Origin of the sequence: Jutongia hominis, assembly GCF_014384965.1 — a bacterium.
Taxonomy (GTDB): Bacteria; Bacillota; Clostridia; order Lachnospirales; family Lachnospiraceae; genus Butyribacter; species Butyribacter hominis.
The window spans coordinates 59,003-70,942 of the sequence record NZ_JACRSW010000007.1; the positions used below are offsets into that span (position 1 = coordinate 59,003).

Below are 11,940 nucleotides of genomic sequence, written 5' to 3' on the forward strand. Positions count from 1 at the left end.
TCAGCATTAGGAAGTAATGCAACAGCCCCTACTCATAATCTTCTTAATCCTTAATTTAACTTTGTATTCTCCTTGCCAATAATGGTAACCGTATTATCGCAAATTAAGGTATTCAAGTCTGCGTTCTGACTTACATCCAAACTGCTTAACTGGTTATCATAGCAACACAAGTATGCCAATGCTGTCAAACTACTTACATTCAGACTGCTTAACTGGTTATTTTTGCAACCCAAGTCTGTCAATGCTGTCAAGCCACTCACATCCAGACTGCTTAACTGATTATTATCGCAATTCAAGTCTGTCAATGCTGTCAAGCCACTCACATCCAAACTACTTAACTGGTTATCATAGCAATACAAGTATGTCAATGCCGTATTTTTACTAACATCCAAACTGCTTAACTGGTTTTTATAGCAATTCAAGTGTGTTAATGCCATATTTTTACTAACATCCAGACTACTTATCTGGTTTAGAGGACATTCCAACCATGTCAATGCCATATTCTTACTCACATCCAAACTGCTTAACTGGTTATCAGTGCAATACAAAGTTTCCAATGCTGTCAAGCCACTCACGTCCAAACTGCTTAACTGATTACCAGTGCAATTCAAGTATGTCAATGCTGTCAAGCCACTCACATCCAGACTTCTTAACTGGTTTTCAGAGCACTGCAAACTTTCCAATGCTGTCAAGCCACTTACATTCAGGCTGCTTAACTGATTATAAAAGCAATACAAAGTTTCCAATGCTGTCAAGCCACTCACATCCAGACTGCTTAACTGATGATTATAATTGCAATTCAAGTATGTCAATGCTGTCAAGCCACTCACATTCAGACTGCTTAACTGATTGTTATAGCAATACAAGCTTTCCAATGCTGTCAAGCCACTCACATCCAGACTGCTTAACTGGTTTTCAGAGCAATGCAAATATGTCAATGCTGTCAAGCCACTCACATTCAGACTTCTTAACTGATTTTTACCGCAATACAAGGTTTCCAATGCTGTCAAGCCACTCACATTCAGACTGCTTAACTGATTATAATTGCAATACAAAGTTTCCAATGCTGTCAAGCCACTTACATTCAGACTGCTTAACTGGTTATTTTTGCAATCCAAGTATGTCAATGCTGTCAAGCCACTCACATTTAGACTGCTTAATTGGACGTCAAAGCAACACAAAGTTTCCAATGCTGTCAAGCCACTCACATCCAGACTGCTTAACTGATTATAATTGCAATTCAAGTATGTCAATGCTGTCAAGCCACTTACATTCAGACTGCTTAACTGATTATAATTGCAATACAAAGTTTCCAATGCTGTCAAGTCGCTCACATCCAGACTACTTAACTGATTATCATAGCAATACAAAGTTTCCAATGCTGTCAAGTCGCTCACATCCAGACTACTTAACTGATTATCATAGCAATACAAAGTTTCCAATGCTGTCAAGCCACTTACATTCAGACTGCTTAACTGATTATAATTGCAATACAAAGTTTCCAATGCTGTCAAGCCACTCACATTCAGACTGCTTAACTGATTATCAGTGCAAAACAATTCGGTCAATGATATATTCTTGCTCACATCCAGACTGCTTAACTGGTTTTCAGAGCAACGCAAGTATGTCAACGCTGTCAAGCCATTCACATCCAAACTGCTTAACTGGTTTTCATAGCAATCCAAGTATGTTAATGCCGTCAAACCACTCACATCTAATTTGTCACATACACCTAAGTAATACCAATGAATTTCTACCAGTCGTCCATCTTTCCATATATACTGCTCTGTGTTATCTAAATCCTCACTTACCGAAGCTCCCTTTTGTCTCTGCTCCTGAATGATTCCTGTTATGATTGACACATCACTTTCATTCTTGTAAGCATCTGCTGTTGCACTTGGTGTCTCCGTTACATCCGGTGACTCTGTTGCACTTGGTGTCTCCGTTACATCCGGTGACTCTGCTACACTTGGTGTCTCCGTTACGCTTGGTGTCTCTGTTATCATCGGTGCCTGGGTTATAGCCGGTACATTCGTTGGCACAGCCGGTACTTTTGTTACAGATGGTACCTTTGTTGCAGCCGGAGCTTTTGTTGCTTTTGTAACTGTCGCATTTGCCTTTTTTACAATGACTGGAATGCTACATTTCTTCATTCCCTTGACAGTTACTGTCAACTTTGTCTTGCCTGCTTTCTTTCCGGTGATAACAAGCTGTTTCTTACTTACTTTGACGGTTGCGATCTTTTTGTTTGCCATTTTTGCTTTGATTTTCTTCTTACCGGCATTTTTCACTTTGATCGTTGTTTTCTTCTTAACCTTTACCATCACCTGTTTTTTGCTAAGTTTTACTTTGGCTGCTGCCGATGCACTTGTCACTCCTGTTCCCGGGAGTGGCATCATACTAAGCACCATTGCTCCCGCTAATACACAAGCGGCTGCTTTTTTGCCTGTTCTTTTTTTCATAAATATCTCCTTTCGTGCTTCGTGTGTTTTTCGGACGTTCCCAAAACGTCATAAGGCTATTTGCATATTTTATATCAATTCATTTTCTCCTTACCGGAAACTCTGCTTCCATTTTTCCTCTACTACTGCTTCATAACGTGCTATCAAAATACTCTGTTTACAAATGTATAAGACAGATGCAAAAACATATTATATGCGCATCTGTCTTACATGTTGAAAAGGAAAATTTATAACTTGGTATTTTATTTTGGATACGCATATACGTGTGTTACTAATTTATAAGAAGCATATGCCTTTACCTTATAAATACTATACTCATCCGCTTGTTCCCCCTTTTTCCTATCTTTTGTTATTATTTTTCTTACAGCAGAGTTTATGACTATTTTGCTGGCAGAAATTTCTAAGTGTACATGATCTGCTAGCTATAAATAGTATAGCCCCTGCCCATTCCATAAGACAATATGTGCAATTTACTGTGCACGACTTTTTATTTTTGCCAACTAACAGAGTTTTACAATTGCTTATTAAGATTACACTCTTGCAGACAATTCTATACAATCTACTTTGTTGTTTTTAAAGCTTATGGCAACTTGACTATACTTCTTTCCTGTATTAAACTCCCTTAAAATTTTTCTCATTTTTGCAGCAGTTGTGCGTGAATGTTCAAATATATATTCACATTTTGAAGATATTGTATATTTTCTTGTATTTTTCGCTAATGTGCCTGCTAACAAAGTAATATTTCCTTTTACAATCAGTTTTCCGTTTTTCATATATATCTTTCCATAGTTCTCCGGATCATGTTCAAAGTCTCCTTTTGCATATACTGAACCCCAGTCCGTTTTCCCTAATTTTTCTTTTTTTGTTAATTTTGCTGTCTTACGGAGCGCTATTGTATTAGCTTTGTTTTTATATTTTATTATTACAACGCATATTCCTTTTTTATTTTTATATTTCTTTAATTTGTCCAAAAATTTTTCACGAGTAATTGCTTTATTTCCAAGATCAGAATAATCAGAATTTACATCACCATATTCACAATTTTCATCTAATACATAAGTCTGCTTTTTCTTTTTCCATTTTCCGCGATTTCCATCCCAGCCATCTTTGCCATATTTAAACTCACCGCCCCATACATAGGACCATCCTGTAACGGTAATCTTTTTACTTGAGATACTGACTTTTCCAGTATGTCCTGCTGTCACAAATGAATCCTGTGACAAATACACTCTTATCTCATCTTTGCCTGCATTGTAGTTTTCTGCCTTTGCTTTTTTTACAACTGCTGACGGTAATAATCCCAAAAAAAGTGCAATAGCAATCATACCTGCCACTGCTCTCAAATAACCTCTGTTTTCTTTCATCCGCTTCATAAACTTTTCCTCCATTTCGTAAATGCAATGCAATAGTTTCACTGACATGACTACTCATAATTCCGAGAAATCATCATATCCTGCCTATATCTTCTGCTGTCTTACATGCAAGTATAACATGGGCTTTTGCCGTTTTCACTTGATTGGTCACAAGTTGTGCTTTATTGGTTATGAAATCTCTTACCACCCCATTTTTACCTCTTACTCTCCAAAACTTACCTCTTACTTTTTTCGTATTTACAAGAAGAACGTCTTTCCCTATAATAAGCATTGTCAAGAACATTGCGAGAGGGGCAAGAGGAGAAGAGGTGATACGAAACCCATGAAAATACGAATTGAGCTGGATGATTCGCTCATGGAAGAAGAAGTCATCATCCGATGCAATTCGATTTCCGAAAAAGTACAGAAAATGCAGATGGCACTTTCCGAAATTGAAAATGCACAGGAGAAAATGGTTCTTTATAAGAAAGAGACGGAATATTATGTGAAGTTAGATGATATTCTTTTCTTTGAAACCGGGATCAATGGGATAGAGGCCCATACCAAGGATGATATTTTTCAGACAAAAAGAAAGCTGTATGAATTAGAAGAGCTTCTGCCCGGTATCTTTATGAGGATCTCAAAGTCAGCGATCCTGAATACGAACAAGGTCTATGCGATCAACCGGAATCTTACCGCTTCCAGTCTGATCGAGTTCAAAGATACCTATAAACAGGTCTATGTATCCCGTAATTATTACAAGCCATTGAAGAATAAACTGGAAGAAAAGAGAAACACCAATCAAACCGGATAATTTGCAACACAAATTTTATTAAAAAGCATATATAAACATTACATTGCAAGTTCTAGTAAAAGCATACATAAATATAACATCGCAAACTTTATAAAATTACATTACAAATTCTATGAAAAAACATACACAACAATAGGAGGATTTTTATGAATAGACGATTTTCTTTTAACAAAGCATTTTGGGGATTATTATTTTTATTAGCTGCTGCCGGTCTGGTGCTAAACCAGTTCAACTTCTGGCCAAATGTATATAACATTTCCGTGACTAGTACAATCTTTACACTCTTTTTTCTCTGGATGCTCATTCAGGGGCTACAGCATAAGAACTTTTTTGCGATTGTTTTTGCACTTGCTTTTATGCTGATACAATACAATAAGATCTTTTCATTCTTCCCGATCAATACTTCTACGATCTTAGGGGCAGCTTTACTCGCAAGTATCGGACTTTCCATGCTCTTTCCAAAGTCGCACCGTTCTTTTAGCAATGGGCAATTTAATCAGAACTATACTGATAGTGGTAAAAAGATTTTTGAAAATGAATCAGGAAATGTGCTTCATTTTGAAAACACTTTTGGTTCGAGTATCAAATATGTAAATACCGATTCTTTTGAATATGCCAACCTGGAAAATAATTTTGGTGAACTAAAAGTCTATTTCGATAATGCAATCATCCATAAAGGAATGGCAGATATCAATGTAGAAAATAATTTTGGTTCTATGGTTCTCTTTATTCCAAAGACATGGAATGTCGAATTCCACACCAAAGCTTCTTTTGCCGGAGTCCGCGAACAGGGTATGTCAGAAGCACAGGACACACCGATCCTGCGAATTTACGGTGAAGTTTCCTTTGGAGATCTCTTAATCGTATATATCTAATCTGTGATTTTGGAGTTATCACATCATGCATTTCGCTACAAGCTTACAAATGTGCTCTTGCAGAACCTTTCTTTCTGCTTTGCAAAAAAATTTGCTCATTCATCCGGAAAATCAACTGCCGGTTTTGCTGTCGCTTGCTTTTCTTTTTAGCTCATTATTTCAAAAAGGAGTTTTTATTATGAAAGTAACCATTATACATGGACAGAGCCACAAAGGATCTACTTACCATATCGCACACAGCTTAGCTGAAAAGCTGTGCAAAAACACGTATAACTCTTATGATATACACAATGTGAATAACTCTCACAATTCGAATAACACTGACATTTCTAATGATACTTTTTCCGCCGAAAACAGTATCACCGAGTCTTTTCTTCCCAGAGATTTTGACAACTATTGCATCGGTTGTACACAGTGCTTTATGCAATCAGAGAAGAAATGTCCTCATTATGAAAAGTTAGCACCGATCACGAAAGCGATCGATGAAGCCGATGTTATCATTCTCGAAAGTCCGGTTTATGTCTATCACGTAACCGGATCAATGAAAGCCTTTTTAGATCATTACGGCTGGCGCTGGCTTGTACATCGCCCGGAAGAAGCCATGTTCACCAAACAGGCTGTCTGTATCTCCACTGCTGCCGGAGCAGGAACAAAGAGTACCAACAAAGATATGGTGGACAGTACATTTTTCTGGGGCGTTGGAAAGACTTACCGCTATGGTATTGCAATTCACAGCACCTCATGGAATACTGTCCCACAAGAGAAAAAAGAGAAAATTGATAAAAAGCTAAACCATTTAGCCCAAAAGATCATCAAAAAAGAAGGGCATGTAACACCCTCCTTTAAAACAAAAGCATTTTTTTATCTGATGCACTTTGCACAGCGAAATGGCTTAAATGAAGCCGATGCGTCTTATTGGCAGCAAAAAGGCTGGACGAAAAATGTACGCCCGTGGAAATAGCATTTCTATTAAATAGACCAGATCAAATGATGATCTAAAATATTTTCTATTAAATAAACCAGATCAAGTAATGATTTAAAATATTTTCCCTTAAATAGACTCAAACATCGGACCTGATAAATAACGGTCACCGGTATCCGGGAAAAATACAACAATATTTTTTCCGGCACATTCCGGTCTTTTTGCTACTTCCACGGCTGCCCATAACGCAGCACCGGAAGAAATTCCGACCAGAACACCTTCTGTTCTTGCAATTTCACGTCCCATGGAAAATGCTTCTTCATTTGTCACCTTAATGACTTCATCATAGATAGTAGTATCTAATGTTTCAGGAATAAAGCCTGATCCGATTCCCTGAATCTTATGCGGACCGGATCTTCCTTCTGATAAAACCGGTGAAGTAGCCGGCTCAACAGCAATGACTTTTACATCAGGATTCTTTTCTTTTAAATATTTTCCGACACCGGATATCGTTCCACCGGTACCAACTCCTGCCACAAAAACATCTACTTTTCCCTCTGCTTCTTTCCAAATCTCAGGTCCCGTAATTTCTTCATGTGTCTTTGGATTTACCATATTATTAAATTGTCCCGGGATAAAGCAGTTTGGCGTCTTTTCTACAATTTCATTGGCTTTTGCGATCGCACCTTTCATACCTTTCGTACCATCCGTAAGCACCAGTTCTGCCCCATAGGCTTTCATCAATTTTCTTCGTTCAATACTCATGGTCTCAGGCATCGTGATGATCAGCTTCATGCCCAATGCAGCCGCTACAGATGCAAGACCGATTCCTGTATTTCCGCTTGTTGGTTCTACAAGTGTAGTATCCTTATCGATTTCACCTTTTTCCAAAGCATCCAGAATGATTGCTTTAGCCACACGGTCTTTTACACTTCCGGCCGGATTAAAATATTCAAGCTTTGCGATCAGATTTGCATCTACATTTTCTTTCTTCTCGATACGACGTAATGCAAGAAGCGGTGTATTTCCTACCAGATCAATAATACTATTTTTTATGCTCACTCTTTTCCCTCCTGTTAAAATAAACAATCCCTCACTTTTGGTATTCATTCAGACTGCCAAGTGAGGGATTTATAAATTCATCTATTTACATTTTTGAGGTATTTACTCTTATGACAGCGTAACATTTCATCTACTGTTGTCTTACAATTCTTATTCTGCTACTGCTTTGAAAGCCTCTTCGAGATCTTCAATGATATCATCAATATGCTCTGTACCGATTGACAGACGAATTGTATTCTTCTTGATACCTACAGCCTCTAATTCTTCATCAGAAAGCTGTGCATGTGTTGTACTTGCCGGATGAATAACCAGAGATTTTACATCCGCTACATTTGCTAATAATGAGAATAACTCTAAGTTATCAATGAATTTCTTAGCTGTTGTATCATCACCTTTGATTTCAAATGTGAAGATTGATCCACCACCATTAGGGAAATATTTCTTATATAATTCCTGTTGTCTCGGATCATCTGAAATAGATGGATGATGAACCTTTTCTACCAATGGATGATTCTTCAAATATTCTACAACCTTCAATGAATTCTCTACATGACGTTCTACACGAAGAGACAATGTCTCCAATCCCTGTAAGAAGAAGAATGCATGGAATGGTGATAATGTAGCACCTGTATCACGAAGCAGGATAGCACGGATCTTTGTAACGAAAGCTGCCGGACCTGCTGCTTTTGTAAAGCTTACACCATGATAACTTGGGTTTGGTTCTGTTAATGAAGGGAATTTTCCTGAAGCTTCCCAGTCAAACTTACCACTGTCAACAATAACACCACCGATTGTAGTACCATGACCACCGATGAATTTTGTTGCAGAATGTACAACGATATCAGCACCATACTCGATTGGACGGATTAAATAAGGTGTACCGAATGTGTTATCAATTACAAGAGGAATCTTATGTGCATGTGCAATCTTCGCGATTCCTTCGATATCAACAACATCTGAGTTAGGATTTCCTAATGTCTCGATAAATACAGCCTTTGTATTTTCTTTAATTGCATTTTCAATCTCATCGAAGTTTTCCGGATCTACAAATGTAGTAGAAATTCCATACTCAGGTAATGTATGCTGTAACAAGTTAAATGTTCCACCATAAATATTGCTTGCTGCAACGATATGTTCTCCGGCATGTGCTAAGTTCTGGATCGTATAATCAATAGCTGCTGCACCGGATGCTACTGCAAGTGCTGCAACACCACCCTCTAATGCTGCAATTCTCTGCTCAAATACATCCTCTGTAGGGTTTGTTAATCTACCATAAATATTACCGGCATCTGTCAGACCAAATCTTGCTGCTGCATGATCACTGTTACGGAAAACATATGATGATGTCTGGTAAATCGGTACCGCTCTTGCATCGGTAACCGGATCAGGACTTTCCTGTCCTACGTGTAACTGAAGTGTCTCAAATTTTAAATTTCTATCACTATAACTTTTCTTACTCATAATCTTAATCTCCATTTCTTTTTTATTGTTTTTGTAATACTTTTTCGTTAAGTTCCTTTTATTGTTCCTTGTAATACTTTTTCGTTAAGTTCTTTTTATTGTTCTTTGTGATACTTTTTCGTTATGTTTTTTATTGTTCTTTGTGATACTTTTTCGTTATGTTTTTTATTGTTCTTTGTGATATTATTTCATTATGTTCTTTTCTTCATGATTTATAACATTCCTAACAAGTATTTCTTGTTGTTCTTTTTCTTTTGAAATTCCTTGTTATTTTTAATGTATACTTTTGCACGTTTCATAACAGTTTTTATTACTCTTTTGTTTTTGAGTCTCTCTGTTATTTTTGCATATTCCATAACACGTTTTATTGGGTTTAAAGAATACTTTCAAATATTTTCAAAAGCCACTTTTCCCATAAAAACATTCTATTTTATCACACTCTGCTTACCGGCAACACATCACATACTCTCCTTCACCGGTTGATCTGCTATACATTCGTTCAAACGAATGATTCAGATGTCGGCTGCAATTATTTTGATACTTTTCTTTCACCATTGCATAACCTCCTTCAAACATTGTATTCAGTTATCTTTAGTATTCATACTAATTTGCTATGAATAATTACAAGACACATATTACACCTGTATTCCTACTTTGTCAATAGGAATATTACGATTTATTCAATTTTTTTATTTTTCCTTATTTGCAAAGCTAAATCCTACTGAATCAGTTTTTATTTTACTTCACTCATAAAACCCATTTCTAACCTTTTGCAAAGTGAATATTCCGGCTACCATATCCCTGCTGTCCGGCATAAGGAAACCAAGAAAAGTATGTGATTGGATCAATACAAGTTTATCAGATTCATTCAATAATGTTAATGATAGCATCAAATTATTAGCTATTTTCTCGTCCGATATATCAAATCTTACCTAGAACATTTTCTTGTGTTAAAACATAAAATAGAGGATACACGTTTTTATAAACAAACGCGATCCTCTATCCGTTAAACAATTCATTAGTTGCTAAAAGTTTTCTATTTTTTAAATGATTTCAAACTCAGAAAGCACATCACCACATGAAGTTTGCACACGCACTCTATATTTTCCTTGACCTAATTCTCCAAAAACATTATCCAAATCCGCTTCTGTCACACTTTTATCTCCAGGCATAATATATCTTGCATCTGCAGTCACATCATTTGTTTTGCGCGGCATCACTGTCCAAACTTTACCGTCATACTTTTCTACTATAAAATAAGTCGGCAAAGTTATCATGCGTTGTGAAGTGTTATAAACCGAAAATGTAATGGTCTTGGTGTTTTGAACAAAACTGTCAATTACCAATTTTGCATCTTTTATATTAGCTTCTCCATTTGTTCCCCATGAGCTTTGAGGGGCTGCTGAAGGTCCAATTGCCTGGGAATTACCAGTTGGCTTTGGTGTTGCTGGCAACTTATTCTTTTTTACCCACACATTACATCTATACTTTTTCCCTTTATACTTTGCTATAACAGAGCACCTCCCGCTTTTTTTTGCCTTTATTTTCCCCTTTCGTACTGTGGCAATTTTTTTATTGTTACTTTTCCAAACCACTTTTTTTATTTTTGCACCTTTTAACCTAATTGTGCATGATTTTCCTTGGATTAGTACAACCTTTTTGGTGGACAATTTCACTCTCCCTAAAGCAGATGGCTTCGAGCTATATGATATAACTCCTGTCGCAAATGACGCTACCAGTAAAATTATAATTAATCCTTTTCTCACATTAAAACCTCCCCTCCTGTCATGTCATGCCGTTATACATAATTGTTATTCTGTAGCCACACAATCAAAGAATAATCGTACCGCCTTCCTGATGACTCTCCACTCACCACTTGATTACTAGGCATCCTAGTATGAGTGATAACCCCGTGTACATAATAGTCGGAATCAAAATACGGAGAGCCGCTCTGTCCACCAGAACAATAAATATTATCACAATCTAAACGTAAATCCGTGTAACTCGTAACAGAACCATATGCTTCATACATTCGATATCCGTCATCACGATTTCCTGGATATCCAGCTTTCCTAAGACTCATCCCATTATTTATTTCTGAACTCATTCCAAAACAGCCTGTTTTTTCTACAGTCCGCTCGCCCCAAATCACATATGCTACATCATAATTAGAATCTGTTGTTATTTTTCCATCTGCACTTCGTCCTGTAATGTATTGTGGATAATAAATATACGCAGAAACATTGGTAAACTGATGAGTATATGTATTATTATAACCATTATATCCATAGAATGCTTGAAAATCTGTAGACCAGTTTCCATAATCATCAGTCAAACAATGGCGTGCAGTAGCACATAAATTAGGTCCAATAGCAAATCCCGTTCCCATATATCCTGCTTTTTGCGTTCCAGCAGCATTTGTTGTTTCTGAAAAATAAAGCTTTGCAATTCTATAATATGGATCTGCTTGTGGATTACTAACAAGACTTCTGTTGTCAATGGCTCTTGTTGATTTTTGGCTTTCTCCATAATACTCCAATGTATTGTTTTTTGCATCATCAAACATCTGTTTTTCTTTTTTTGTTAATAGTTTTTGTTCCTGTGGTTCCGAAGCACTTTGGGGTTCAAATTCTGCTGTATCTACACTCCTTTTTCTTTGAGCATTTGAAACAACTGCTTGCAGCTCATCTTCTGTAATCAATGTTTCCGTCTGAGTTTTCACATCATAATATGCCAAGACTGCATCGGAACCTGCATCCAACGATTGACAATTGTCTTTCAAATCACAAGCAAATATATCTTGCGGAATTAACATAATTGTCAATACAAAAATCATCAAAACACTAAAAGCTTTTTTCATTTTCATAATAAAACTATAGTGGCTCAGTTGTCAAGACAAAAATTTAATATTTTTATAATGAACTGATATGTTGACGGGTTACATGAGAGAATGCAATGTAGCGTCTCCCGGACTTTTTATATTATGCGGCTG

The 11,940-nt window shown here is 36.8% G+C and carries 9 protein-coding genes; 3 read left to right on the plus strand and 6 right to left on the minus strand.

Features of this window, described 5'->3' with window-relative positions; all coding sequences use genetic code 11:
- Positions 1–50: 50 nt before the first annotated feature.
- Together H8700_RS01805 and H8700_RS01810 are read right to left on the minus strand one after the other, a co-directional pair.
- Positions 51–2,462 (minus strand): leucine-rich repeat domain-containing protein, encoded by a 2,412-nt coding sequence (locus H8700_RS01805; protein WP_249302619.1) that lies wholly within the window; start codon positions 2,460–2,462, stop codon positions 51–53.
- 530 nt (positions 2,463–2,992) lie between these two features.
- Positions 2,993–3,835, minus strand: a complete 843-nt coding sequence (locus H8700_RS01810; RefSeq protein WP_249302620.1) for a hypothetical protein — start codon at positions 3,833–3,835, stop codon at positions 2,993–2,995.
- 322 nt (positions 3,836–4,157) lie between these two features.
- On the opposite strand from H8700_RS01810, the gene H8700_RS01815 reads away from it, so the two are divergent.
- The 3 genes from H8700_RS01815 (at position 4,158) to H8700_RS01825 (ending at position 6,464) form a co-directional block, all read left to right on the plus strand.
- Positions 4,158–4,628, plus strand: coding sequence for a LytTR family DNA-binding domain-containing protein (locus H8700_RS01815; RefSeq protein WP_249302621.1), 471 nt, complete (start codon positions 4,158–4,160; stop codon positions 4,626–4,628).
- A gap of 146 nt (positions 4,629–4,774) precedes the next feature.
- A complete protein-coding gene (locus H8700_RS01820) occupies positions 4,775–5,503 on the plus strand; it encodes a LiaF transmembrane domain-containing protein (RefSeq protein ID WP_249302622.1) in 729 nt (242 codons plus the stop codon).
- Positions 5,504–5,681: 178 nt separating this feature from the next.
- Positions 5,682–6,464, plus strand: a complete 783-nt coding sequence (locus H8700_RS01825; protein WP_249302624.1) for a flavodoxin family protein — start codon at positions 5,682–5,684, stop codon at positions 6,462–6,464.
- 90 nt (positions 6,465–6,554) lie between these two features.
- On the opposite strand, the gene cysK is transcribed toward H8700_RS01825, so the two are convergent.
- From cysK to H8700_RS01845, 4 genes are all read right to left on the minus strand, one after another.
- On the minus strand, positions 6,555–7,535 hold the full coding sequence (gene cysK, locus H8700_RS01830; RefSeq protein ID WP_408610840.1) for a cysteine synthase A: 981 nt from the start codon (positions 7,533–7,535) through the stop codon (positions 6,555–6,557).
- A gap of 102 nt (positions 7,536–7,637) precedes the next feature.
- Positions 7,638–8,948: an O-acetylhomoserine aminocarboxypropyltransferase/cysteine synthase family protein gene (locus tag H8700_RS01835; protein WP_249302626.1), complete on the minus strand. Its 1,311-nt coding sequence runs from the start codon at positions 8,946–8,948 to the stop codon at positions 7,638–7,640.
- A gap of 1,043 nt (positions 8,949–9,991) precedes the next feature.
- Positions 9,992–10,714 carry an immunoglobulin-like domain-containing protein gene (locus tag H8700_RS01840; RefSeq protein WP_249302628.1) on the minus strand — a complete coding sequence of 241 codons (723 nt, stop codon included), beginning with the start codon at positions 10,712–10,714 and terminating at the stop codon, positions 9,992–9,994.
- Positions 10,715–10,746: 32 nt separating this feature from the next.
- Positions 10,747–11,814: a trypsin-like serine peptidase gene (locus tag H8700_RS01845; protein WP_249302630.1), complete on the minus strand. Its 1,068-nt coding sequence runs from the start codon at positions 11,812–11,814 to the stop codon at positions 10,747–10,749.
- Between the last annotated feature and the right edge of the window lie 126 nt (positions 11,815–11,940).

Bases quoted from the DNA above. Each gene is read 5' to 3' on its own strand.
- H8700_RS01820 (WP_249302622.1), top strand. From the start codon at position 4,775: ATGAATAGACGATTTTCTTTTAACAAAGCATTTTGGGGATTATTATTT.
- H8700_RS01845 (WP_249302630.1), bottom strand. From the start codon at position 11,814: ATGAAAATGAAAAAAGCTTTTAGTGTTTTGATGATTTTTGTATTGACA.
- H8700_RS01815 (WP_249302621.1), top strand. From the start codon at position 4,158: ATGAAAATACGAATTGAGCTGGATGATTCGCTCATGGAAGAAGAAGTC.
- H8700_RS01810 (WP_249302620.1), bottom strand. From the start codon at position 3,835: ATGAAGCGGATGAAAGAAAACAGAGGTTATTTGAGAGCAGTGGCAGGT.
- cysK (WP_408610840.1), bottom strand. From the start codon at position 7,535: ATGAATACCAAAAGTGAGGGATTGTTTATTTTAACAGGAGGGAAAAGA.
- H8700_RS01825 (WP_249302624.1), top strand. From the start codon at position 5,682: ATGAAAGTAACCATTATACATGGACAGAGCCACAAAGGATCTACTTAC.
- H8700_RS01805 (WP_249302619.1), bottom strand. From the start codon at position 2,462: ATGAAAAAAAGAACAGGCAAAAAAGCAGCCGCTTGTGTATTAGCGGGA.
- H8700_RS01835 (WP_249302626.1), bottom strand. From the start codon at position 8,948: ATGAGTAAGAAAAGTTATAGTGATAGAAATTTAAAATTTGAGACACTT.